This window comes from Salinibacterium sp. G-O1 (assembly GCF_030063305.1).
Lineage (GTDB): Bacteria > Actinomycetota > Actinomycetes > Actinomycetales > Microbacteriaceae > Rhodoglobus.
Map to the genome: position 1 here is coordinate 642,460 of NZ_JASISV010000002.1, position 24,099 is coordinate 666,558.

Consider the following 24,099-nt stretch of genomic DNA (forward strand, 5'->3'; position numbering starts at 1 on the left):
GACGGATCTGGTTCCTGACCCCCCCTCATGGAACACAGCACATGCTCGACCCGTGCTCGTGATCCTCGTTGGCGCAGTGGCATTTGGTGGTTCGCTTACCCGCCCACCAGCTGCCCCGCCGACGAGGATCGAGCGCTGGGCGGCCACAATTCCCGTCGCGAAAGCCCGGCGCTACGAAGTACCACCATGCTTCCCGTTCGCACTTCTCTCCCGACCGCGGGCCGCTATGCCCCGCACCCTCTGGTCGACGATGAGGCGGTCTTCCGCCTTGAGCGCACTGCCGTCCGGGGAGAGCCAGGTGTCATAGTCGCGCGGCACCTGCCCGAGCGGGAGTCAGAGCAGGCAACCCTGTTCCTGCACGGTGCCGCCGGTTCCTGGAGCACGTGGACCCCCCTGCTGCTCGCTGCCCTCGACACCGGTGACGCGCTGCCCGATCCGGTGCTCTTAGACCTGCCGGGCTGGGGTGCCGGCACCCTCAACGAGACGTCGGATGCCACATCAATCGACGCCGTCTGTGAGCTGATACGTGCCGCCGCGCTCCACCTCGGTTACACGCGATGGCACATCGTGGGCCATTCGATGGGAGGGTTCATCGCCATGCACATGGCGGCGCGCTGGCCCGAGGAAGTGCTCTCGGTGGTGTCGGTGTCTGGCACGACCTGGTCGGTCATCGACAGCGTCAGGCACCCGGTGCGAAACTTCCGCGCCGTTCCCGGGTTCGTCATGCTTTGGCGCGTCATGGCGGTGCTCTCTGCCCTCGGAACCGCCGGCCTGGCGCTCGTGCGAGGCATGCGTGACGTGGGCCTCCTGCGTGCCGCGGCGTTTCCCCTGTTTCGGCGACCGTTCCGCATCGACGCGAGCGTGATCGATGCCCTGTCGCGCGAGGTTCGGCCTCGAGCATTCCTAGCCGCGGTGTCCATGACCCGGGATTACGGCCCCAACGGCGTTTGGGCATCCATCGCCTGCCCGGTCACGGCACTCAAGGGCGATCGGGATGTCTTCGTGCGGGACTCCGACCTGGAGCGGCTCACACGGCTGCTTCCGGCGTCGCGCACCCAGGTGATCGCCGACTGTGGCCACTTCGCGAACGTCGAGAGGCCGGACGCGGTGCTCGCCGCGATCATCGCTACTCGATGATCGCCTGGCACTCCGCGAGGCAGCGCACGAATCGGCCGGTTTCGCCCGACAGCGTACGGCGAGTCACGAGCAGCTTGTGGGCGGCCGAGTCGATAGTCGCGGCCGGAATGGTCCCGGCATCCACGGCCGCATGCACGGCCGCGACAACGGCGGGGATATCGACCTGCTGCACGTACAGGAGCATCGTGTTGCCGGCTTCGACCGCCATCACCGCGTTCTGCGCCTGATCCGCATATTCGGGCCGGCCCGAATTTTCGAGCATGTTCATATCGTCGGTGATGGTGATGCCATCGAAGCCGAGCTCGTCGCTCAGAATCTCGTGCCAACGCGATGACAAGGTCGCAGGAACCGCGTCGACGGCATCGAACTGGAGATGGCCGAACATCACCAGCTCGGCGCCAGCGTCGACCCCGGCCTGGAAGGGGGACGCATGCTCGTCCTGCCACTGCTGAAGCGACAACCCGGTCTGCGGCACACTCGAGTGCGAGTCACCGGGCGCTGCACCGTGGCCCGGGAAGTGCTTGAGCGTCGACAGCACCTCGCCACGCTCACCGGCGACGGCCGCCGCCACCCGTGCCCCGGCATCCTGAGCGTTCGACCCCAGCGAACGGTCGAAGAGAAACGATCCGGGGTCGCCCACCACGTCGGCAACGATGCCGAAGTTCACAGAAATTCCCGAAGACTCGAGCAGTGCGCCGCGCGCCGCGAAGGCCCTCTCGGCCTCCGCCGGCGGCAGGTTGCGCAATTCGATGGCGGATGGCGCAGTGTCTGACTGGATGCGGCGCACAATTCCGCCCTCCTGGTCGATCGCCAGAAGCAGGGGCAATCCGTCCTCGCCCGCCATCACGGAGGTCATTGCCGCGAGAGCTTCGGGCCCCTCCGGGATGTTGTCGCCCATCAGGATGAGCCCGCCAAGACCGTTGCCGGCGGCGTACTGTGCGTTACCCGCGCCGTCGAGGCCACCCTGGTGCGCCATGATCATCGACTCGATCTTCTCGTCGAGAGTCATGGTGCTGAGTCGATCATCCGCGTATTGCTGTATCGGGTCGACGGGAGGAGGTGTCGGTCTCGGCGTCGACACGGGCGCTGGAGTTGGGTCTGGCGATGCCGAGCATCCGGCGAATAGCGGGGTGACCAGCAGCAACGCCGCCGAGACACCCAGGGCACGCCATCGCGAGGCTCGCATCATGGCTCTTACCCTGTGGCGCTTGAGCCGAGCCAGCTGAGGGAGGCGAACTGCTCGGGGGTGAGCCCATAGTCTTCGGTGGAATGCGCGATGATGGCCCTGATCTCGGGCACCGACGAACCCTCCCGCACGATGACGGCGACGCCGGCCGGGTTGCCGAGCGACTTCGCGAAGTGGATGGCAGCGATCGAGCCATCGTCACTGGCCCCTGCGACGTACCACCGGCTCGTGATGAGCTTCAGCAGGCCGGCGCCCCGCCAGACGAACGCTTCCCCGTCGAACGTGTCGCGACCGAGAATGTGCTTGAGCGCACCTGCTCGCTTGCCCCGGCCTTCCGTGTAGCCCATGTCGTCAGACAGCACGAGCGGGTCGCGAGACAGCACACCGTATTCGAAGCGCGGTTCGTTCCGCTCCCCTGACAGCCACATGGGGAAATTTGTCGCGGCAACGATCCATGATCCTGGAAGCAGGTCGGCCATGGCCTGTTCATCGAGTGGCGCGCGCATCACACCAAACTACCTCGCGCGGCGACGGTCGGCTCCCACGTGGACGAATACGATGACAGGATGCTACGCACAGCGAGCGCGCTGGCGCGATCAACGCACCCGGGACCAACCGTCGCGGTCACCGCGATTACCGTCATCCTCGGCGCCGGAGTGGGCCTCTCGCCGGGCCAACTGCTCGTCCTCGGCCTCGCGTTCCTGCTCGGGCAGGCGTCGGTGGGATTGTCGAACGATTGGATCGACGCCGACCGCGACCGAGCCGTCGCCCGCACCGACAAGCCCGTCGCGGCGGGGCAGCTCGATGACGCCGTCGCCCGCAACGCCGCAATAATCGCCGCGATCGCCGCCGTTGCTCTCACCCTGCTGCTCGGCCCCGCAGCAACCGTCGCCCACGCAGCCTTCATCGGGTCAGCCTGGGCCTACAACGTCGGGTTGAAGTCGACATGGTTGTCTGCGCTGCCGTACGTGGTGAGCTTCGGACTGCTGCCGCTCATCGTCACGCTGGCTCGGAGCGAACCGGCCCTCGCGTCGCCGTGGGCTCTGATCGCCGGGTCCCTCTTGGGGGTGTCTGCGCACTTCGCCAACGTGCTTCCCGACCTCGACGACGACAGGGCCACCGGAGTACGGGGGCTGCCCCACCGCCTGGGCCGCAGAACGAGCGGGTTTGTCATTGCGGGATCTCTGGCTGCGGCATCCACCAGCATTGTGGTGGGGCCGGGGCCAGGGCCAGCGTTCCTCTACGTCGGGTTGGCGCTCAGTGTCGCGTTGGCGGCGCTGTGCGCGGTGCTGCTCGCGCGCGCCGAACCCACCAGGCTCATCTTCCGGCTGATCATCGCCGGTGCCCTGGTCAACGTGCTGCTGCTGGCGCTGTCTGGCGAGCGGCTGCTGGCTTAGGCGTTGGAGGCGTCGCGCTCGGCCTTGGTCGGATTGCGAATGCCGAAGAACGAGGCGATCCCACCCAGGAAGAGCAGCACGGCCGTAACCACGAGAACGCGGTGGAAGCTTTCGACGTCGAGCTCCCCAGCGACGATCACACCGACCATGGCGATGGCGACGAGCCCTGCCACTCGGGCGACGGCGTTGTTGGTGGCCGAACCGATGCCGGCCTGTTGCGCGGGAATCGAGCCGAGGATCGCCGAGGTCAGCGGCGCCACCGTCACCGAAACGCCGAGCGCGAAGACCAGGATTCCGGGCAGCACGTTCCACCAGTAGTCCACGGTTTCGCCCATGGTGAGCAGCAGCAAATAGCCGATCCCCGCCAGGATCGGGCCGACCGTCATGAACAGGCGCGGCCCGTACTTTCCGCTGAGCGAACCGAACAACCCGGAGAGGAAGACGTTGCCGAGCGATACCGGCAGGAACGCGAGCGCTGCGATCGTGGCCGGGTAACCCGCGACCTGCTGCAGGAAAATCACCACGATGAATCCACCGATGGACAGAGCCGCGTAGATGAACAGCGTGGCGAGGTTTCCCCACGCGAAGTTTCGGCTGCGGAAGATCCCGAGCGGCAACATCGGCGACTTCGCGCGCGATTCCCACCACAGGAAGGCGGCGAACGAGAGCACGCCAAGCCCGGCCGGCAGGAAGATCCTCGGATCGCCCCAGCCGAAGTTGGCCTGCTCGATGAGGGCGAAGACGGGCCCGCCGAGCCCGAGTATCCCCAGCCCTGCCCCGATGAAGTCGACCCTGATTCCTTCGGCCCTGACATCCTTGTGCTTCAACACGACGAGCAGCACGAGCGTGATGGCGATCGGAAGCACGTTGATGGCGAAGACGAGGCGCCACGAGAGGTAGTCGACGAAGAGCCCGCCGATGAGTGGCCCGGCCAGGAACGATGCGCTGGTCCAGGCCGTCCAGGTGCCGATCGCCTTCGCCTGCGCGGCACCCCGGAAGGTCGAGATGATGAGCGCCAGCGAACTCGGCACCAGCAACGCGCCCGCGATGCCCTGCAGCGCCCGCAGCACGATGACCAGTTCGGCAGTTGGCGCGATCACGATGAGCACCGAGGCCACCCCGAAAGCGATGAGGCCGGTTCTGAGCACGACGACTCGGCCAAACACGTCTGACAGAGACCCCGCGAGCAGGATGAGCGAACCGAGGGTGATCAGGTAGGCGTCGACCACCCATTGCTGGGTGCTCAGCCCTCCCCCAAGCTCCTCGCTGATCTTCGGCAGCGCGACGTTGATCACCGACCCGTCGAGAAACGCAACGAACGAGGCGAGGATGGCGATGATCAGGATGAGGCGCTGTTCGCGGGTCATCGACTGTCGAGTGGCGGTGGCTGATGTCACTGCTTTATTCAACACCCCGAAGCAACGTTTACCCGGCATCTGGGTCGGCGAGCATTGCACCGGTGTGCGGGGGCGGCACAATGGACGAGTGAACATCGGAACCAACTGGGCCAAGTACCACACCTATCGCGCCAGCACCCTGCACGAGCCCCGCACCATCGAGGAACTTCAGGATGTCGTCTCGACCGCTCCGAAGATTCGCGCACTGGGCAGCCGGCATTCCTTCAACGATCTGGCTGACTCCGCCGAGCTGGTCAGTCTCGCGGCGCTCGATCCGGCGATCGTCATCGATGATGAGTCCGAGACCGTGTCGTTTTCGGCGGGACTTCGCTACGGCGAACTCGGTGTGGTTTTGCAGGAGGCGGGCTGGGCGCTGCGCAATCTCGCCTCGCTCCCCCACATTTCGGTCGCTGGCGCCATCGCCACCAGCACCCACGGCTCAGGCGTAAACAACGGCACCCTCGCCCGCGCTGTCACCGCGCTCGAGATCGTCACGGCGTCCGGTGAACTACGCGCCATCGGTCCCGTCGACCCCGAGTTCGACGGGGCGGTCGTCTCGCTCGGCGCGCTCGGGATCGTCTCGAGGATCACCCTCGACATCGAGCCGACCTACGAGGTGAGACAGGATGTGTTCTCCGGTCTCAGCTGGAATTCGCTCATCGACAACTACGACGGAATCGTGTCACGCGCGTATAGCGCCAGCATCTTCACCAACTGGGTGGATGACGCGGTGGGCGACGTGTGGCTGAAATCCCGCATCACCGACCGCAAGCCGCCACAGGAGCTTTATGGCGCGGCGAAAGCGGCGACCGATGTGCACCCTCTCCCCGGCGTATCGGCCAGCAGCACCACGCCTCAGAGTGGAGTTGCAGGGCCCTGGATCGACAGGCTGCCCCACTTCAGAATGGACTTCACGCCCAGCAACGGCGAAGAGCTTCAGAGCGAGTACATCGTGCCGCGCCAGCATGCTGTCGCGGCCATCCTCGCCGTTCGGGCGCTCGGCGAACGCATCGCGCCCCACCTGCAGATCACCGAACTGCGCACGATGGCGGCAGACTCGCTGTGGCTCAGCGGGGCGTACGAGACCGACGCCGTCGGCATCCACTTCACCTGGAAGTTCGAGCCCGCGGAGGTGCTGGCGCTATTGCCGCTGATCGAAGACACTCTCGCGCCGTTCGACGCACGACCGCACTGGGGCAAGCTGTTCCACACGGTTCGCCGGGAGCTGTACCCCAGGCTGCCCGATTTCGTGGCGCTGGCCGACGAGCTCGACCCGAGCGGCAAATTCCGCAACGACTACCTCGAGCGAAACGTCTTCTAGCCGATCATCCCGATCGAGGTCACTCGCACCACGGCGAGGCCCTGCTCGGCAGACTCCGCCAGGTCGATGGTCGCGCTGATACCCCAGTCGTGATCGCCGGCCGGGTCGTCGAAGATCTGCCTGACGGTCCACTGCTGGGCGCCCTCCGTGATCATGATCATCGCGGGGCCGCGCGCGTTGCCGCCGAAGCCGAGGGTGTCGTGCTCGTCGAAGTACGCATCCATCGCGTCGGCCCAGGCATCTGCCGCGAAACCGGATGCCGCATCCAGTTCGCCCAGTTCCTCCCAGTTCTCGAGCGCCGCCAGTTGCACGCGGCGGAACATCTCGTTACGAACGAGCACGCGAAAGGCTCGCGGATTCGCGAGCACGCTGGGCGGAGCCGGGGGCACGACCGGCGCTGTGGGGTCGGCGGACGGGTTGATCATCGCCTCCCACTCGTCGAGCAGGCTCGAGTCGACCTGCCGCACGAGCTCGCCCAGCCACTCGATGACGTCGAGCAGCTCCTCGGTCTTGGCCTCATCCGGGATCGTCTGGCGGGCCGCGCGATACGCGTCGGAGAGGTAACGCAGCACGAGACCCTCGCGAGGGGCGAGCTGGTAGAAGCCGGTGAAGTCGGCGAAGGTCATCGCGCGCTCGTACATGTCACGCACTACGGACTTCGGGCTGAGCGCGAAGTCTCCGATCCACGGCTGGGTCGCGGAATACTGCTCGAAGGAGGCATCCAGCAACTCTTCGAGGGGCTTGGGCCAAGTGACCTGCTCGAGCAGCTCCATGCGCTGGTCGTACTCGATGCCCTCGGCTTTCATCGCCGCGACGGCCTCCCCGCGTGCCATGAATTGTTGCTGCTGCAGCACGGGTCGCGGGTCGTCGAGCGTCGATTCGAGAATGGAGATCATGTCGAGGGGGTAGGTCGGAGACTCGGGGTCGAGCAGCTCGAAGACAGCGAGAGCGAACGGTGAGAGCGGCTGGTTCAGGGCGAAGTTCGGCTGCAGGTCGACGGTCAGCCTGATCTCGATATTCTCGTCGAGCGTTTCGACGAGTTCTCCGTCATACATCGCCATGACCGGCACGGTGATCTGCTCGACCACACCAGCGGCGCGCAGGGTGCGGTAGATCGCCAGCGCCTGACGCGCCAGAGCGAGCTTGCCGTTCCACGTCTCGTGACTTCCGAAAATCAGGTCGCGCATGTTGCCGAAGGCATCGCCCCCGCGGCCGACCACATTCAGGATCATCGAGTGGCTGACTTTCATGTGGCTGGTCAGCAGTTCCGGCTCTGCCGCGATGAGCCGCTCGAAACTCGGCTGCCCCCACGAGACGAAGCCTTCTGGCGCCTTCTTGCGCACGATCTTGCGCACCTTCTTCGGGTCGTCCCCCGCCTTCGCGACCAGACGCGCGTTCTCGGCCTCGTGGTCCGGGGCTTCGGCGACGACGGTGCCGGCGGTGTCGTACCCCGCACGCCCGGCCCGACCCGCGATCTGGTGGAATTCGCGGGCGCTCAGCTGGCGCATCCGGGTGCCGTCGTATTTGGTGAGGGCCGTCAACAGCACCGTGCGAATGGGCACGTTGATGCCCACCCCGAGGGTGTCGGTTCCGCAGATCACGCGCAGCAGGCCGCGCTGGGCGAGTTGCTCGACCAGGCGGCGATATTTGGGCAGCATGCCGGCGTGATGCACCCCGATACCGGATCGGATGAGGCGGCTCAGGGTCTGCCCGAAGCGCGTGGTGAAGCGGAATCCGCCGATCGCCTCCGCGATCTCGTCGCGCTGCTCCCGGCTGATGACCTTGATGCTCGTCATCGCCTGAGCTCGCTCGAGCGCTGAGGCCTGCGAGAAGTGCACGATGTAGATGGGCGACTGCGCGGTGGACAGAAGCTCCTCCACGGTCTCATGCACGGGAGTCATGACGTAGGAGTAGTGCAGCGGCACGGGTCGGTCGACGCCGGTGATCAGGGCGGTCTCGCGACCGGTGCGCTTCGTGAGGTCGTCGGCGATCGGCCGCATGTCGCCGAGGGTCGCAGACATCAGGATGAACTGCACGCGCGGGAGGGTCAGCAGCGGCACCTGCCACGCCCAGCCGCGGTCGGGGTCAGCGTAGAAATGGAACTCGTCCATCACGACCTGGTCGACCTCGGCGTCAGCACCCTGCCGGAGCGCGATGTTCGCGAGGATCTCGGCCGTGCAGCAGATGATCGGGGCATCCGGGTTAACGCTGGAATCCCCCGTGACCATGCCCACGTTCTCTGCGCCGAAGATGTCGACGAGCGCGAAGAACTTCTCGCTCACCAGCGCCTTGATCGGGGCCGTGTAGAACGTGCGTTTGCCCTGCGCGAGCGCCGTGAAATGCGCGGCGATGGCGACGAGCGACTTTCCGGTTCCCGTCGGGGTGCTCAGGATGATGTTGGCGCCGGAGACGATCTCGATGAGAGCCTCGTCCTGCGCGGGATACAACGGCAGCCCGCGGCCCTCGGCCCATCCCGCGAACGCTGTGTACGCGGCATCCGGTTCGAATGGTCTCGGCGCGAGGTCGAGGAGTGATGCCATGCCTCCACCGTAACTTGCGCAGGGCGCTGCCAGCCGCCGTCAGGGCGCGCGGCTGCCTGGCCCCGCTCCCCGTGGCCCCTCTCCTCGAACTGCGGCATATCGCGGCATCCTGCGGGCCGGCCGGACGATATGGCGCAGTTCGCGCTCGATTCTCCACCGCGGCGGGCGCCGCGCGTCTGCGACGGTCGGCGCCGGCCGCGTCGAACTGCGGCATATCGTGGGCGCGGGCAGGCCGCCTCCGCGATCTGGCGCAGTTCGTGGGATGAACGGATGCGTGGTGGCGGCGCGCGCCCGCGGCCCTCAGGCGGTGTGCTCGGCCGCAACCCGGGCGTACACGGTCTCGACGTAGGCCCAGAATCCGTTGACGTCGAGTTCGGTGGCGACCAGCGCGTTGGGCCTCGGCGCGTCAAAATCGACGACGGTCATGCCGGTCGTGAACTCGCCGGTCGTCTCGATATCGACCCTCGCCAGCCGGGTCTGGAACAGGTCGGGACGGGCCACATACGCGACGGCGCACACATCGTGGACGGCCTGGCCGTCCCAATCGGGCACATTGGGGTTGAAATAGAACGTCGCCAGCGGCACGATCAACTCGTCGGCGAGGGCGCCGAGTTTCTTCAGCCGGTCGATCACAATCGAGTTCGCCTGAGCCTGAAGCGTGAGGTCGAGACCGATCATGGTGACCCGCCAGTCGGCGTCGAACACGATCCTGGCAGCCTCCGGGTCTGCCCAGATGTTGAACTCCGCGGCGGCGGTGGCGTTGCCCCTCGTGTACGAGCCGCCCATGATCGTGAACGACGCGGCCCAGCGGGCGATCGCCGGCTCCTTCTCCAGGGCGAGCGCGATGTTGGTGAGGGGCCCGGTCGCCACCAGATGGATCGCGCTCGGGGTCGCCCGAAGAGTCTCGATGATGAAGTCGACCGCGTGGATGCCCGAGACCTTCAGTGTCGCGTCGGGAAGCGTCACGCGGCCGAGGCCACTGTCCCCGTGCACATGGGCGGCGTCGCGGAGCTTGCGCGTGAGCGGCTCGGCCGCGCCTGCGGAGACGGGAACCGACGGAAACTTCAGGTATTCGCGCAACTGGAGAGCGTTCCTGGTGGTGTTCTGCAACTTCACGTTGCCACCAACGGTGGTGACACCGACGAGTTCGATGTCGGGATCCCCGTGGGCCAGCAGCAGCGCGAGCGCATCGTCGAGCCCTGGATCACAGTCGATAAGCATCTTGTACGGCATGGTTCGAGGCTACTGCTTCGCCACACCCCGCGGCCCGGCGCCGTCAACCGAAGCCGTAGAATCTCGTGTGACCTTCGAGACTTCAGAACCCAGCGGCATCGACCCCGCCGACCTCGACGTCGTGCTCAAAGTGCTCTCGCAGATGGCCGAGGTTGACGAAGAACATCCCGACTTCATCACGGTGCGCCGGGCGACGGCAAAGATGTTCAAGGCCGTCAAGAAAGAGCGTCGACTCGAGAAGCGTGCCGTCATCGCCGACGCCGACCGCAGCGTGATCGCCGCAACGGCCACGGGTGCGCCGGATCGCATCGACGACGAGACCCGGGGCATCCCGATCAGCACGGCCACTACCGCGCCGACCGCGGGCACCCTCATCAAGGCGCGCGCCTGCTACATCTGCAAGAAGCCGTACACGGTCGTTGACGCGTTCTACCACCAGCTCTGCCCGGACTGCGCCGCAATGAGCCACGCCAAGCGCGATGCTCGCACCGACCTCACCGGCAAGCGGGCGCTGCTCACCGGCGGCCGCGCGAAAATCGGCATGTACATCGCGCTTCGGCTGCTGCGCGACGGCGCCCACACGACCATCACCACGCGCTTCCCCCGCGACGCGGTGCGCAGGTTCACGAGCCTGCCCGACTCGTCAGAGTGGATCCACCGGCTCAAGGTGGTCGGCATCGACCTTCGCGACCCGGCGCAGGTGATCGGTCTGGCTGAGGATGTCGCGGCCGCCGGCCCCCTCGACATCCTGATCAACAACGCCACCCAGACCGTGCGCCGCTCCCCCGGCGCGTACCAGCCGCTGGTGGATGCCGAGCTGGCGCCGCTGCCGGGCGGACCGCTTCCCGAGCTGGTCACCTTCGGGCACACCAACGACCAGCATCCGCAGGCCCTCGCGCGCTCCGTGTCGGCCCACCCGATCCTCGCGGCCGCGGCGGCCAGGGCCGACGAGCTCACTGAGCAGGCGATGGCCCCAGGCTCGAGTTCGCTCGAGCGGCTCGCAGCAGGGACCGCGATCGACGCCGGCGGGTTGCTTCCGGACCTGCACGAGGTCAATTCCTGGACTCAGCATGTCAACGAGGTCGACCCTCTCGAGATGCTTGAGGTGCAACTGGCGAACACCACCGCCCCGTTCATCCTGATCTCGAAGCTCAGGCCGTCGATGGCCGCAAGCGAAGCTCACCGCAAGTACGTGGTGAATGTCAGCGCGATGGAGGGTGTGTTTGGGCGCGGGTACAAGGGACCGGGGCATCCACACACCAACATGGCCAAGGCAGCCGTGAACATGCTCACCCGCACCAGCGCGCGCGAGATGTTCGAGAGCGACCGGATTCTCATGACGAGTGTCGACACCGGTTGGATCACGGACGAACGTCCCCACCCGACGAAGGTGCGACTGGCCGAGGAGGGTTTTCACGCCCCGCTCGACCTCGTCGACGGAGCGGCCCGCGTCTACGACCCGATCGTGCGCGGCGAGGCCGGCGACGACCTGTTCGGCATCTTCCTCAAAGACTACGCACCCGGATCGTGGTAGCGATTCCGACCCCCGGCATGCGGGTTGTCGTGCGCTACCGGCTACCCACCGGGCAGGCAACCGATGCGCTCGGGATGCTCGTCAGCGCCGATGAGACAACACTCGTCGTCGACGGCAAGCGTGGGCTCGAGCGCATTGACGTGAGCTCGATCATCGCCGCGAAAGAGGTACCGCCGGCGCCCACACCGCGCTAGCTGGCGACTCTCTGGATGTTCTTCACGTCGGTCGGTCCGACGACGGGCGAGCCCTTGTGCTTGGGCAGGTCGATGATCGCCCAGACGAGGTTTTCGATCGCGAAATAGGGCAGGTACGCCGCAAGCTGCAACACGGCAACCGGGAGCATGAGGGCTCCCGCGTAGCTCGCCCACACCAGTAGCGCCCAATGCCGGCCCGTGACGGCGCTCGTCGCCAACGGCAGTGCGATCAACGCGGCTGCCGCGGGCGTGCCGGTGAGCGCGAGGACCGTGCCGACGACCACGAGAGCGATGCCGAGGATCCCGAGCGCCAACATGCCGATGAGCCGGGCGATCGAGTGCTTCTGGTAGCGCTCGAACGAGACGAAGGTCCACATCAGCCAGGCACGGAACGGCGCCACCCCGAGTTCACGAAGTCCGAGGCGGAACAACCGATCCACGCGTTCCCGCTCGGCAAGAGCCTCCACCTCGGGAACGTCGAGCTGCCGAATCCTCCAGCACTCGCTGTCGTGCACAATCGCGGGCGCGGTCTGCCTGCCATACGACGCGATGAGGCTCCAGAAAATGACGGGGACCGACGCGAGGTCCGTGCGATTACCCGGTTCCGGCTGCAGGTCGGGAACGTGCGCCTCCGCCCACGTGACCACCTCCGGCGAGATGCCAGCCTCGTAATAACCGATGCGTTCGCGAAGCTGGAACGTTGGTGCGTACAGCGGAACCTGGCCCAGTTCGACGGTTCTGAGCAGCCCTCCCGCACTATCGATAAATGGCATGTCGCTCCCTCATCGCTGGTATCTCTGCAGTCGCACGTACCTCGCAGGGTACCGCTGTGGTTGTCCGGGCGCACCCGGCCATTCGGGCCTGCCGCCCTATCATGGGGGTGTTGGCCACGAGACGATCTGAGGTGATGGCGTATGACCGGAACCTCACCGGTTCGTGCGCCGCGGCATCCAGAGGTCGACGGCCGCATTTTTGACGCGGCGCTCGACATTCTTCGCAAGCGTGGTCCGCTGGCGGTGAGCATCGAGTCGGTCGCGGCGGCGTCCGGTGTGGCGAAGACGACTATCTACCGACGCTTTGAGAACCGGGAATCCCTCCTCACCGCCGCTATCAACACAGCCGCAACGGCTGTCGTGTTTCCTCCCGGACTCACCGCCAAAGATTCGCTGCGCTGGGTTCTTCGGCATGCCAGCGACACCATCGAGAATGTCGTTGGCAGGGGCACGGTCGCGGCCGTCATCATGAACGAAGATCCCCACTTCACCCAGTTGCTGCTGGGGATGATCCGCGGCTCGACCGCGGCGCTACGGGATGACCTCCGCGAACGGGCCATCGCCGGCGAAATCAACCGCGAGGTCGACATCGAACTGGCCATGAGCATCCTGCTCGGCGTCGTCGTCGCAGAACTCATCCGGGGCCGCACGACCGACGAAGCGTGGGTCGACTCAGTTCTTGTCCTGCTCTGGCCCGCTTTCGCGGTGTGAAGGAGAGGCAAGAGCCAACGGCCGGCGCGCTCGCAGGCAGACCGGCCGTTGATGGTCAGCTCGGGATGATCTTGCCCGGGTTGAAGTTCTTGTTGGGGTCGGCGCTGTCGAACAGGCCCGCCATGATCTTCACGCCCTCAGCAGAGATGTCCTCGGTGATCCAGGGTGAGTGCTCCAGCCCCACACCGTGGTGGTGCGAGATCGTGGCGTGATTGTCGACGAAGGCCTGCTGAATGGCGTTCTTGACGAGGTTGTATTCCGCGATCGGATCGTCGCCGAAGGTGAACGCGAACGTGAAGTACAGGCACGCTCCCGAGTGATACGAGTGCGACATGTGGCTCATGATCCAGCCATCGTTGCCGAGCTGCTTGTAGGCACCGTGGGCAGCCGCGTAGACCGCTTCGTGCACACCCACGAGCTTCGACCACGGTGCAGCCGTCTCGGAAACATCGCCAGCAGCTCCCATGTCGAGCAGGAAGTCGCGCAGGTACGGGGTGTCGAACTTCTTCTGGTCGTACAGGATGCCGGGGCCGGTGCCAACGCCCATTCCGCCGTGCTTCTTGACGATGTCGTCGACGAGCGACTTCTGGTGCTTGGCATGTGAGACGCTGCCCTCGAAACCGATGAAAGACAGGCAGATGTCGTCGAGGTTCCAGCCCTTGGCCTTCATGATGCCTGGCAACGCTGACTCCGCCATGAACTTCGAGACGCCCTTGCGGTCTTTCGAGGTGGCCAGAGAGAACGAGGTTTCGCGCGAATCAGAGATTCTCGTGATCGAGGGCGCGGCATCCGACTCGCTGATCGCCTGCATGGTGGCGATGCCCGTCTTCCAGTTGGGGAAGAAGTAGGCGTAGACGTCACGTTTGGCCGGGATGCGGTGAACCTGCACGGTCACCTCGGTGATCACACCGAGCCTGCCCTCGCTTCCGAGGATCATCTCGCGCACGCTGGGACCGCTCGACGTCGACGGGAGCGGGCGCAGCACGAGCACGCCACCGGGGCGCACCACGCGCATTCCGCGGGCGATGTCGGCGATGTCGCCGTACTTGTCTGACTGCATTCCGGATGACCGGGTCGCGACCCAGCCGCCGACCGTCGAGTGCGTGAAGCTGTCGGGGAAGTGACCGATGGTCCACCCCTGCTGGTTCAACTGTTCTTCGAGGTCGGGGCCCTGCGATCCGGCCTGGATGCGCGCGAGTCCGGAATCGGTGTCGATGTCGATGACCCTGCGCAGACGCCCGAGGTCGAGCGACACGATCGTGCGGGTCTCGCCGGGAATCGGCTCAAGGGTGCCGGCGATGTTGCTGCCGCCGCCGAACGGGATGATCACCGCGTTAGCTGCGACCGCGGCATCCACCACCGCCTGGATTTCGGCCTCGTCAGCCGGGTAGATCACGACGTCGGGGCTGCGGAGGATGGCGTTGCCGCGAACCCGGATCAGGTCTCGGATGCTCTTGCCGTAGGTGTGCACGACGCGGGCCATGTCGTCGGTGGTGACGTTGTCGGATCCCACAATCGCGGTCAGCGCCTCGGTGAACTCGGCCGTGGCATTGCTCGCTGGAACATTCAGATCCTCGAACGATGGCTCACTGGCACGCTCGGCCGTATCGAGATCAAGCCCGACGGCGAACTTGACGAACGGTGCGAACCCTGGCTTGTCTTCGTGGTGGAACCCCACACCGTCGACTCCCCAACCCCACCACTTCATGTGGCGCACTGAGCTTCGGTCTGCAGCCTCGTTCATCTATTTCCCTTCTGAGAGCGCACCGGCATCGGTTGCACAGTTTCATGCAGGCGACGAACCTCGCCTGAGAGTCGCAGGGAGAACTGCTCGGCAGTCTCTCCCGGTTCGGGCAGCATCGGAGCGCCAAACACAATGGTTACAGGATGCCGACCGCGAAGGGGCCAGTTGACCCCACGCGGCATTGCCGCGCTCGCGCCGACGAGCGCTATCGGCAGGCACGGCACCTTGGTCGCGATGGCAAGGGCGGCGGCGCCCGGCTTGAAAGAGCCCATCTCGCCGTATTTCGAGCGGCCACCCTCCGGAAAAATCAGCAGGGGCACGCCGCGTTCGAGCAACGCCCGTGACGACCCCGATCGTTTGCCCTCGGAGTTGCGCTCAATCGCGAAGGCATTGAAAAAGAGTGTGGTCAGCCATTTGCGCCACTGCACGTCGAAGAAGTAGTCGGCCGCGGCGCCGGCGGCGATGTAGCGCGAGAGCCGTCTCGGGAGGCCGCCGATGACCAGCGGCGCATCCAGATGGCTCGAATGATTCGCGATGGCGATGTACGGCGCATCGAGACCTTTGATGGCCGCCTCGCCCACGATCGTCACCCGCACCAGTCGCCAGACCACCGGTTTGAGAATTCCACGCTGCGCGACGAAGCGAACTCCAGCAACACCGGAGGAGGTGAAGCGATCCATCGACGAACTCACTGGTTTTCGGCCTTCATGTCGTTATGTTCGGAGCCCTCACCCTGATGGGGTGCGTCAGATCGGCTTGAAGAAATTTTCGACGACACCCAGTGAATCGACGCCCGGGGAGCATGTCGGGCAAACCAGGAGAGCAGTCGGTAGCGAACAGTCGGTATGGAGATCACCTTGCGACGATCAACGTCGCGAAGGGCGGCCGCTACGAGACGATCGGCGTCGATCCACATTGCTTCGGGAATCGAACTTGTGCGGATGCCGGCACGGCTGTGGAACTCGGTCTCAACCCATCCGGGCATGAGCGATGTCGCGGTGACCCCGGTCCCACGGAGTTCAACGGCCAGGCCCTCACTGTACGAGTTGACCCACGCCTTGATGGCGGAATACGACCCCATGGTGATCAGTCCCGCGACGCTGCCGACGTTGAGGATGTTGCCGTGTCCGCGAGACCGCATAGAGCGTCCCGCCGCTGCACCGAGAATCAGCACAGCCCGACACATAACGTCCATGGCATATTCATGGGACGACGTGTCAGCGTCGAGCAATTTCGTGTGCACGCCGAAGCCGGCGTTGTTGACGAGGAAGTCGATCGGTCGCGATTCGTCGAGCAACCGCTCCGCCACGCGCGCCACATCGGCGCGCACGGCGAGGTCGGCGCTGAGCGTCTCGACGGTGATGCCTGAACGGGCATGTAACTCAGCCGCGACGGTGGCAAGCCGTGCTTCGTTGCGGGCAACAAGGACGATGTCGAAGCCTCTGGCGGCCAGTTGTCGGGCGAATGCGGCACCGATGCCGGATGTGCCGCCCGTGATGAGAGCCGTTGCCATGCCCAATACATTACGCTACGGGTCCCGTAGCGACTGGCTAGTACACTTGACGGGATTGGTCCCGCGCTTTGGAGGTAGTTCGCATGCCGGAACGTAAAGAGGCTCCCGCGGATGGGGAGGTCGACATGATGCACTTCCCGGCTCCCGAATTTGATGTTCGCGAGTATGCGCGGAGTGCTGCGGCCAGCCACCGGGACGAGCTCGGGCTCGATCACTACAAGACCAATCCCCTGACCGCCGAAACTCTCCGCCTGCTCAGGTATCTGCAGATCATCGAGCGTGCCACGATGACCCACCTACGCGGAGTGCTCGTCACTGCCACTCACAAAGACGCTCGCATCACCGCATTCCTCACCACCTGGGCGTTCGAAAAATACTGGATTGCTGACGCGTTCGAGCAGATCGGTCTCGCACACCAGCCAGAGGGAACCGACGTCGACCGCGCGCCATTCATCACCCCTCCGGAACGCACCATCCGCGAAGCGATCTACGCCAACATCGTCGGGCTTCCCATGATCGCCGTGCACATGACGCTCGGCACGATCGACACCTGGTTGAGCCAGGCAGCGTATCGACGACTCATCGCCCTCGAGCCACACCCACAACTGACGAAGACGATCGAGCGGTTCCTTGAGTTGAAGGAGCGCCAGCTGGCCTTCTTCGAGCCGCAGTCACGGTACCGCCTGACCGAATCGGCTCAGGCTCGAAAAATCACGAAGCGTCGGCTGACAAAGACCCCGTGGCCGATCGGCGCGATGGCGGAACCGCCGCACGAAACCGAATTCTTTTTCCAGCGGCTCTTCGGATCCGCTCGAGAACTCGTCAGCGAGATCGACTCTCGTATTGACTCCCTCCCCGGCCAGTCCGGGCTATCACTAATCGGAAAGGCCGCCAGGCTGTGACTGACACACCCAAGACGACCGCACGTTCATCCACGCCTGCGGCAAAGAAGCCTGCGGTCAAGACACCCAAGTCCTCGGCAGCGGCCAAGGTTCCTGCTGCCCGCAAGCCGCGCGCGACCCCCGCGACAACGGCGCCTGCGGGAGTGCTCACCAATGAGCACGTCTTCATCACCGGTGGCACTGGCTTCGTGGGCCAGGCATTGCTCGAACGACTGTTGTCGTCGCATCCTGACACTCGCATGACCGTGCTGGTGCGAGGAAAAGGCAGCCTGTCCGGGCAGGCACGCCTCGCGGGCCTGCTGCGCAAGCCTGTGTTCAAAAACTGGATCGAATCCGTCGGCGAGGAAGAGGCACATCGCCAGTTCGCCAGCCGTGTGACAGCGCACGAGGGCAGCCTCGGCGCTGTGGGAACCCTTCCGGATGACATCGACGTCGTCATCCACAGCGCATCGACGGTGTCATTCGACCCGCCGATCGACGAAGCCTTCGACACCAACGTCGGTGGCGCGCACGGTGTGTATGGCGCTTTGCTCGCGAGCAAGAGCACCCCACACGTTGTGCACATCTCGACGGCCTACGTCGGCGGAATTCGCAAGGGCATCGCCCCCGAGGCATCCCTCACGCACAACGTCGACTGGCGCGCCGAGTACGAGGCAGCGAAGTCCGCCCGAATCCGCGTCGAACTGGAGTCTCGCCAGCCCGAAGCCCTGCGTGCCCAGCTCAACGCCGCCAAAGCCCGCCACGGCAAGACCGGCCCCCAGGCCGTCGCAGGGTTCGCCGAAGCCGCCCGCACAGCGTGGGTTCGCGAACGTCTCGTCGATTACGGCCGCACTCGCGCCGAAAGCCTCGGCTGGACAGACGTTTACACCCTCACGAAGGCCTTCGCCGAGCGCGCCGCCGAGGAGCTGTGGGCCCAGTCCGGCCACCGCCTGTCGATCGTTCGCCCGTCGATCATCGAGAGCTCACTGCACCACCCGTTCCCGGGCTGGATCGACGGCTACAAGGTCGCCGACCCCCTGATCATCGCCTACGGTCGCGGCCAGCTGCCCGACTTCCCCGGCCTGCCCGACTCGATTCTCGACGTCATCCCGGTCGACTTCGTCGTCAATGCCGCACTGGCCGTGGCCGCGCGCGACGCCAAGCCGAACGAGCCGAAGTATTACCACGTGAGCTCAGGTGCGAGTAATCCGCTTCCGTTCCACCGCATGTACGAGAACGTGAACCGATACTTCACCGACAACCCGCTACCGGACGGCACGGGCCACATCACCGTTCCGCTGTGGAGATTCCCCGGCGGTGTTCGCGTCGAGAACGCCCTCGCTCGCAAAGAGAAGCAGGCAGCGTCGGCCGAGCGGCTCATCGAACATCTGCCCACCACTCCCCGCACCCGCACGTGGCTCGATACCGTCACCAAGGGCAAGCACGGCCTGCAGAAGCTTCGCGCGTTCACGGAGCTGTACCGCGCGTATGTGCAGACCGAGATCATCTTCGACGACACCAATACCCGCGCACTGTTCCTCTCCCTCCCGGAAGAGGTTCAGAAGACCGAGGGATTCGACGTCACCGAGATCGACTGGGAGGACTACTTCCAGAAGGTGCACTTCCCGGCCGTCACGACGCTCACCCGCGCGTTCGGCAAGCGTCCGGCGGCTAAGGAGCGCGCCACGCGCGCCCTGCCGCACCGCACCGACGTTGTGGCCATCTTCGACCTCGAAGGCACAGTCCTGGAGTCGAACCTGGTCAAGCAGTACCTCCAGCTGTGGTCGGGAAGCGTGCCGCGCAAGCGGGTCGCCCACGACCTCGCCAACTTCGCGTTCTCCCTGCCGAAGTACCTCAAGGCTGAGCGCCGCGACCGCGGTGAATTCATCCGCACCTTCATGCGTCGCTACAAGGGCTTCAAGGTCAGCGAGATTCAGGGCCTGGTCAGCGGAAGCTTCGGTCGCGCGATGTTGAGGCGAGCCTTGCCGGATGCCCTCAAGCGGGTGCAGGCACACCGCGACGCCGGACACCGCACGGTCCTCGTCACGGGCACCATCGACCTCATGGTCGAGCCATTCCTGCCGTACTTCGACGAGGTCGTCGCCGGAAGCATGCATGAGCGCGACGGAGTGCTCACCGGATTCCTCGCCGACCCGCCCCTCGTCGACGAGGCCCGCGCCGCATGGTTGCGTCACTACGCCGCGAAGAACGGCTTCGACCTCGAGCACTCCTACGGCTACGGCGACAGTCACGCCGACCTCGTGTGGCTGCAGCTTCTGGGCAACCCGAGCGTCGTGAATCCCGACATCAGCCTGTATCGGCACGCGATGGAGAAGCACTGGAACGTGCTCGACTGGAAACGTGGTCCCGCGACATCCAAGCCGATCCTGCCTATGCCTACGAACAACACAGCAGCACCCGAAGCGGCTGCATCCCACGCACAGAACAGCACGGAAGGAGTCGGGTCGGCCTCCTAGGCCAGCCCGCGGCATCCCATGGCATTTGATATCGACAAATACACCTCAACCTCGAAGAAGGTTGTCTGGGGCGACCTCGACTTCGACCAGTTCAAGTCCAACCCGCTTCCCGAGAGCACGCTTCGCAGCCTCAGGTACATGGCCGATATCGAGTACCACACGGTGTGCTACCTGCGTGATCTGCTCGTCACGCCCTCCCACAAGGAGGCGGACGTCAGCGCGTTCATGACCATGTGGAACCGTGAGGAGTTCTGGCACGGCGAGGCCCTGTCGGCGGTGCTGGCCGCCCACGGCGTCACGCTCGACTTCGACCAGCTCAAGGCGACCAGGCTCAAGCTGGGCTGGAAGGATCGCCTCGACCCGATCAAACAGTCGCTGCTCGGCAACATCGTGGGTAAAGACTTCATCGCCGTGCACATGATCTGGGGGGCCGCCAACGAGTGGTCGGCTGTGGCCGCCTACAACCGGATGGCAGAGCTCGAGCAGCACCCCGTGCTGGCAGAGCTGCTGCGCCGCATCGCCAAGCAGGAGGCCCGCCACGTCGCGTTCTACGCCACCCAGGCGAGGGAGCGTCTCGGCAAGAGCAAGAAGGCCCAGGTGCTCGCGCGCTTCGCGCTGAAGAATGCGTGGGGTCCCGTCGGCTCGAGCGTGATGGAGCCAGCAGAGGTCACCCACGTGATGGGTCACATCTTCGCCGGCCCCGAGGGCTTGCGTGAAATTCGCAAACTGGACGAGCACATCTCTCGCATGCCAGGCCTCGAGGGCCTGACTATTGTCGAGAATTCGCTCCGCAACAAGTACGGCTACATCGCGGCCTGATATTTTTTCGCGTTTGGCGTCATAACTGCGCCGATCGGCAGTCTCTTCTTACAAGCAGCTACCCATTGCTTGTGCTCGGTTACCCGTCGAGCACGGTTGAGACGAATGGATAAAGATGTCTACCACCGCGATTGTCACCGAAATTGAGACCCGACTCCTGCAGAATGCGGGCAAGGGAGACGCTGCAGCCTTCAACGATCTTTTCAGCCGGATGAACTCGCGAGTGCTCGGTCTCGTCGTTCGAGTCCTCCGTGATCGCTCGCAGGCTGAGGAGGTCACCCAGGAGGTGTTCCTCGAGATCTGGCAGCAGGCCGGCCAGTTCGACGCGTCACGGGGCAGCGCCGTCGGGTGGATGCTGCGCAAGGCGCACAGCCGCGCGGTCGACCGGGTTCGGGCGGCCGAGTCGAGCACCGTGCGCGACTGGCAGCTGGGCATCCGCGATCTCATCGAGACCCAGGATGAGACTGAGGATGTCGTCTCGCTGCGCATCCAGAGCGTGAGGATCGCCCAGGCGATGCACTGCCTGCCGGAGCTTCAGCGCGAGGCGATCGATCTCACCCACCTGCAGGGTCTGACTCAGACGGCTGCGGCCGAGTTGCTCGCCGTGCCGCTGGGAACCGTCAAGACCCGCGTTCGCACCGGCCTGGCCCGTCTGCGCAAGGAGCTTGAGGCGGCCTAGCCTCAGTCCACGTCTGCATACACGTCGCTGCCGATGTCGGCGAACTTCTCCGCCATGGTCGGGTTTCCTCGTGTGAGTGACTTGATGGTGAGGGTGTCTGCCTTGTCGTTGGCCAACCGGAGGTTGTTGGCGGACTTCAGAAGGTTCTCTTTGGTCTTCTCAAGGTCTTTGATCGCCTCGTCGATTCGTTTGATCGCCTCCTGAAACTGGTCTGACGCCAGAGTGTAGTTTCGGGAAAAGCCTTCTTTGAACGTCTGGAGCTTGCCCTCGAACTTCGTGATGTCGACGTTCTGCTCGCGGACGCGGGCCAACTCCGTCTTCACCTGCATCGTGCTGAACGCCGCGTTGCGCAGGAGCGTGATGATCGGGATGAAGAACTGGGGCCGCACCACGTACATCTTCGGGTAGCGGTGCGAGACGTCGACGATTCCGCCGTTGTAGAGCTCGCTATCCGGCTCGAGCAGCGACACGAGCACGGCGTACTCGCAGCCCTTCTCGGAGCGGTCTTTGTCGAGTTCCCTCAGGAAGTCCTCGTTCTTCTTCTTCGAGGCCGTCGCGTCATTCTCGTTCTTCATCTCGAACATCACGGAGATGATTTCTACCTTGTGGCTGTCATGCTCCCGGAAGATGAAGTCGCCCTTGCTGCCGAGATTCGCGTCGTTGTCCTTCTCGAAATACGCGCCGGGGAAGGCCGCAGCACGGATCCGGTTGAATTCCATCTCACAGTGCTGTTCGAGCGATTCGCCGACCATTTTCGTCGACAGCCGCGCCTTGAAATCTTTGTACGACGAGATGGTGTCGTTGAGCAGCTTGACCTCGGTGCCGTGCTGCTCGCGCAGCGTGGATTCGAGCAGCTTCTGCTCCGTCTCCTTTGCCTGGAGGCTTCGTGACAGGTCGTCGCGTTCTTTCTCGACGACGCTCACAGCCTCGGTGATCTCCAGTTTCTTTGCGATGGTGCTCGCGTCGAGTTTGGCCCTGAGCGTCTGGATCTCGGTGTCTTTCGCCGCAGAGGTCTTCTGCAGCTCGTTAGCGAGCTTCGCCTCGGCCAGCTCGACGGCAGACCGCTTCTCTTGCTGCGCCTGCTGGAGCTTCGCCTTCAGCTCCTGGAGCTCGGCTTCCTTCGTCGCGGCCGCCTTCTGCAACTCGCTGGCAACCTTCGTCTCGGCGAGCTCGACAGCATTGCGCTTGTCTTGCTCGGCAAGTTCCAGCCGCTCGTGCATCTCCTGCTGGAATTCGCTGTCGCGAACCTGTTTCACGATGTCTGCGTAGCCGGCCTCGTCGACCTTGAATGCCTTACCGCAGTGTGGACACGTGATCTCGTGCACGACGTAACCCTCCCCAGCCCTGTTCGATCATGAGCTTGTGCCCACGATCGACTAGTGCCTAACACGACCGTAACCGGCTCTACCGACATGCCGGTCGGGGATCGCCGAGGCATCCCGTCACCCTCTTTAGATTCGAACAAACCTTCGAATGAGAATACGATGGTGCCGATCGGGATGGAGGCAGCGGGATGGGCACGAACAAGCGCTATGCCACCGCGATCGACAAGCGCATGTCGGAGCAGGTCACGGAGTTGGCAATGCGCGATCAGCCTCACGGCCTCACCGACGAGGAACTCAGCCTGGACACGCTCGAACTCACCCGCGTGCCTGTCGCCATACCCGTCACCGCCTGGGTGCGTTTCGGCCCAGGCAACGTTCCCGTGCATGTTGCCGGAGAGCTGGTGGCATACACCGCAACCGCAGTCGCGGTGAGGTGGCGCGGCCCCAACGGCGTGCAGAGGTGCTGGGTCTGGGCCTCAGCGGTAAACCGAGTTCAGTGAGGCACGCACGCCGCAGTTGGGACTTCGGTCCTTGTCGCCGTTGCCGCTCCCGTGAAACGCTCAATTTGTGCTGATTGTCGCAATCGTTCTGATCACCGCCGCCCTCATCTTTTACACAATTGGCGTGTGGGCGGAACGCATCCGCAAAGACCTACGCCCCTGGCACGCGGTGTTCTTCGGGTTTGGCCTCATCAGCGACATCACCGCGACGCTGATGATGACCCGGATCGCTGCTGCCAGCACCAACAGCGACACGGGATTCGCCGCAGCACTCGGCGCGGTCATGGCCGTCACCGGCACCGTCGCCATTCTGCTCATGGCCGTCCACCTCGTTTGGGCGGTGGTCGTGCTCGTCAGGAACCGCGAGAACGAACGCCACAACTTCCACCGGTTCTCTATTGTCGTCTGGGCCATCTGGCTCATCCCGTACCTCGCCGGAGCGATCGGCGCCAACATCCGCTAGGGAAACGAAAAAGCCCCGGAACCATTAGGATTCCGGGGCTTTTTTGTGGATCCAAGGGGATTCGACGCCCCACCGGTGTCGCCACCACGTCGCGGTTCTCAAAACACTTGGATCCACAAATGAAAACGCCGCTGATTAACCAAAGAACGCCGCCCATCACTGGGCGGCGTTCTCATTGGTGGATCCAAGGGGATTCGAACCCCTGACCCCCTGCATGCCATGCAGGTGCGCTACCGGGCTGCGCCATGGACCCAAGCCTTCCCGCACGCGAGAAG

The 24,099-nt window shown here is 64.8% G+C and carries 22 protein-coding genes and 1 tRNA gene; 12 read left to right on the top strand and 11 right to left on the bottom strand.

The window, feature by feature from the left end:
• Positions 1-186 precede the first annotated feature (186 nt).
• Positions 187-1,137, top strand: a complete 951-nt coding sequence (locus tag QMG83_RS09500; protein WP_283505124.1) for an alpha/beta fold hydrolase — start codon at positions 187-189, stop codon at positions 1,135-1,137.
• Here QMG83_RS09500 and QMG83_RS09505 read toward each other — a convergent pair.
• A complete protein-coding gene (locus QMG83_RS09505; RefSeq protein ID WP_283505125.1) occupies positions 1,127-2,326 on the bottom strand; it encodes a glycoside hydrolase family 3 N-terminal domain-containing protein in 1,200 nt (399 codons plus the stop codon). The two genes, QMG83_RS09500 and QMG83_RS09505, sit on opposite strands and share 11 nt — an antisense overlap.
• Positions 2,327-2,331: 5 nt before the next feature.
• The gene (locus tag QMG83_RS09510; RefSeq protein ID WP_283505126.1) at positions 2,332-2,829 is read right to left on the bottom strand and encodes a hypothetical protein; all 498 of its coding nucleotides are present in this window, start codon (positions 2,827-2,829) and stop codon (positions 2,332-2,334) included.
• Positions 2,830-2,889: 60 nt separating this feature from the next.
• Here QMG83_RS09510 and QMG83_RS09515 point away from each other — a divergent pair, with 60 nt between their 5' ends.
• A complete protein-coding gene (locus QMG83_RS09515; protein ID WP_283505127.1) occupies positions 2,890-3,720 on the top strand; it encodes a UbiA family prenyltransferase in 831 nt (276 codons plus the stop codon).
• On the opposite strand, the gene QMG83_RS09520 is transcribed toward QMG83_RS09515, so the two are convergent.
• Positions 3,717-5,117 (bottom strand): MFS transporter, encoded by a 1,401-nt coding sequence (locus tag QMG83_RS09520; protein WP_349357751.1) that lies wholly within the window; start codon positions 5,115-5,117, stop codon positions 3,717-3,719. The two genes, QMG83_RS09515 and QMG83_RS09520, sit on opposite strands and share 4 nt — an antisense overlap.
• Positions 5,118-5,205: 88 nt before the next feature.
• Here QMG83_RS09520 and QMG83_RS09525 point away from each other — a divergent pair, with 88 nt between their 5' ends.
• Positions 5,206-6,438 carry an FAD-binding protein gene (locus tag QMG83_RS09525; protein ID WP_283505128.1) on the top strand — a complete coding sequence of 411 codons (1,233 nt, stop codon included), beginning with the start codon at positions 5,206-5,208 and terminating at the stop codon, positions 6,436-6,438.
• Here QMG83_RS09525 and QMG83_RS09530 read toward each other — a convergent pair.
• Positions 6,435-8,978, bottom strand: a complete 2,544-nt coding sequence (locus QMG83_RS09530) for a DEAD/DEAH box helicase (protein ID WP_283505129.1) — start codon at positions 8,976-8,978, stop codon at positions 6,435-6,437. The two genes, QMG83_RS09525 and QMG83_RS09530, sit on opposite strands and share 4 nt — an antisense overlap.
• Before the next feature lie 300 nt (positions 8,979-9,278).
• Positions 9,279-10,211: a nucleoside hydrolase gene (locus tag QMG83_RS09535; protein WP_283505130.1), complete on the bottom strand. Its 933-nt coding sequence runs from the start codon at positions 10,209-10,211 to the stop codon at positions 9,279-9,281.
• On the opposite strand from QMG83_RS09535, the gene QMG83_RS09540 reads away from it, so the two are divergent.
• Complete coding sequence (locus tag QMG83_RS09540; protein WP_502949021.1) at positions 10,210-11,745, top strand: SDR family NAD(P)-dependent oxidoreductase; 1,536 nt, start codon at positions 10,210-10,212, stop codon at positions 11,743-11,745. The two genes, QMG83_RS09535 and QMG83_RS09540, sit on opposite strands and share 2 nt — an antisense overlap.
• Complete coding sequence (locus QMG83_RS09545; RefSeq protein WP_283505132.1) at positions 11,739-11,939, top strand: putative acetyltransferase; 201 nt, start codon at positions 11,739-11,741, stop codon at positions 11,937-11,939. The genes QMG83_RS09540 and QMG83_RS09545 overlap by 7 nt, the downstream gene beginning before the upstream one ends.
• On the opposite strand, the gene QMG83_RS09550 is transcribed toward QMG83_RS09545, so the two are convergent.
• Positions 11,936-12,712 carry a DUF1353 domain-containing protein gene (locus QMG83_RS09550; protein ID WP_283505133.1) on the bottom strand — a complete coding sequence of 259 codons (777 nt, stop codon included), beginning with the start codon at positions 12,710-12,712 and terminating at the stop codon, positions 11,936-11,938. The genes QMG83_RS09545 and QMG83_RS09550 overlap by 4 nt on opposite strands.
• Before the next feature lie 141 nt (positions 12,713-12,853).
• Here QMG83_RS09550 and QMG83_RS09555 point away from each other — a divergent pair, with 141 nt between their 5' ends.
• A complete protein-coding gene (locus tag QMG83_RS09555) occupies positions 12,854-13,423 on the top strand; it encodes a TetR/AcrR family transcriptional regulator (RefSeq protein WP_283505134.1) in 570 nt (189 codons plus the stop codon).
• A gap of 55 nt (positions 13,424-13,478) precedes the next feature.
• Here the strand turns inward: QMG83_RS09555 and QMG83_RS09560 are convergent, their stop codons facing one another.
• The 3 genes from QMG83_RS09560 to QMG83_RS09570 are packed head-to-tail and all read right to left on the bottom strand — an operon-like array spanning position 13,479 to position 16,680.
• Positions 13,479-15,167, bottom strand: a complete 1,689-nt coding sequence (locus tag QMG83_RS09560) for an FAD-binding oxidoreductase (RefSeq protein WP_283505135.1) — start codon at positions 15,165-15,167, stop codon at positions 13,479-13,481.
• Positions 15,164-15,847, bottom strand: a complete 684-nt coding sequence (locus tag QMG83_RS09565; protein ID WP_283505136.1) for a lysophospholipid acyltransferase family protein — start codon at positions 15,845-15,847, stop codon at positions 15,164-15,166. The genes QMG83_RS09560 and QMG83_RS09565 overlap by 4 nt, the downstream gene beginning before the upstream one ends.
• A gap of 8 nt (positions 15,848-15,855) precedes the next feature.
• Positions 15,856-16,680, bottom strand: a complete 825-nt coding sequence (locus QMG83_RS09570; RefSeq protein ID WP_283505137.1) for an SDR family NAD(P)-dependent oxidoreductase — start codon at positions 16,678-16,680, stop codon at positions 15,856-15,858.
• Positions 16,681-16,763: 83 nt separating this feature from the next.
• Between QMG83_RS09570 and QMG83_RS09575 the strand changes: the two genes are divergently transcribed.
• From QMG83_RS09575 to QMG83_RS09590, 4 genes are all read left to right on the top strand, one after another.
• A complete protein-coding gene (locus QMG83_RS09575) occupies positions 16,764-17,582 on the top strand; it encodes a hypothetical protein (RefSeq protein ID WP_283505138.1) in 819 nt (272 codons plus the stop codon).
• 143 nt (positions 17,583-17,725) lie between these two features.
• The gene (locus tag QMG83_RS09580) at positions 17,726-20,038 is read left to right on the top strand and encodes an SDR family oxidoreductase (protein WP_283505552.1); all 2,313 of its coding nucleotides are present in this window, start codon (positions 17,726-17,728) and stop codon (positions 20,036-20,038) included.
• 18 nt (positions 20,039-20,056) lie between these two features.
• A complete protein-coding gene (locus tag QMG83_RS09585) occupies positions 20,057-20,857 on the top strand; it encodes a ferritin-like domain-containing protein (RefSeq protein WP_283505139.1) in 801 nt (266 codons plus the stop codon).
• A 115-nt stretch (positions 20,858-20,972) separates the two neighbouring features.
• Positions 20,973-21,536 carry a sigma-70 family RNA polymerase sigma factor gene (locus tag QMG83_RS09590; RefSeq protein ID WP_283505140.1) on the top strand — a complete coding sequence of 188 codons (564 nt, stop codon included), beginning with the start codon at positions 20,973-20,975 and terminating at the stop codon, positions 21,534-21,536.
• 2 nt (positions 21,537-21,538) lie between these two features.
• Here the strand turns inward: QMG83_RS09590 and QMG83_RS09595 are convergent, their stop codons facing one another.
• On the bottom strand, positions 21,539-22,861 hold the full coding sequence (locus QMG83_RS09595; RefSeq protein ID WP_283505141.1) for a DUF2130 domain-containing protein: 1,323 nt from the start codon (positions 22,859-22,861) through the stop codon (positions 21,539-21,541).
• 188 nt (positions 22,862-23,049) lie between these two features.
• Between QMG83_RS09595 and QMG83_RS09600 the strand changes: the two genes are divergently transcribed.
• Together QMG83_RS09600 and QMG83_RS09605 are read left to right on the top strand one after the other, a co-directional pair.
• A complete protein-coding gene (locus QMG83_RS09600; RefSeq protein WP_283505142.1) occupies positions 23,050-23,361 on the top strand; it encodes a hypothetical protein in 312 nt (103 codons plus the stop codon).
• A gap of 67 nt (positions 23,362-23,428) precedes the next feature.
• Positions 23,429-23,824 (top strand): HsmA family protein, encoded by a 396-nt coding sequence (locus QMG83_RS09605; RefSeq protein WP_283505143.1) that lies wholly within the window; start codon positions 23,429-23,431, stop codon positions 23,822-23,824.
• Between the two features lie 176 nt (positions 23,825-24,000).
• On the opposite strand, the gene QMG83_RS09610 is transcribed toward QMG83_RS09605, so the two are convergent.
• Positions 24,001-24,077 (bottom strand) — tRNA-Ala (locus QMG83_RS09610).
• Between the last annotated feature and the right edge of the window lie 22 nt (positions 24,078-24,099).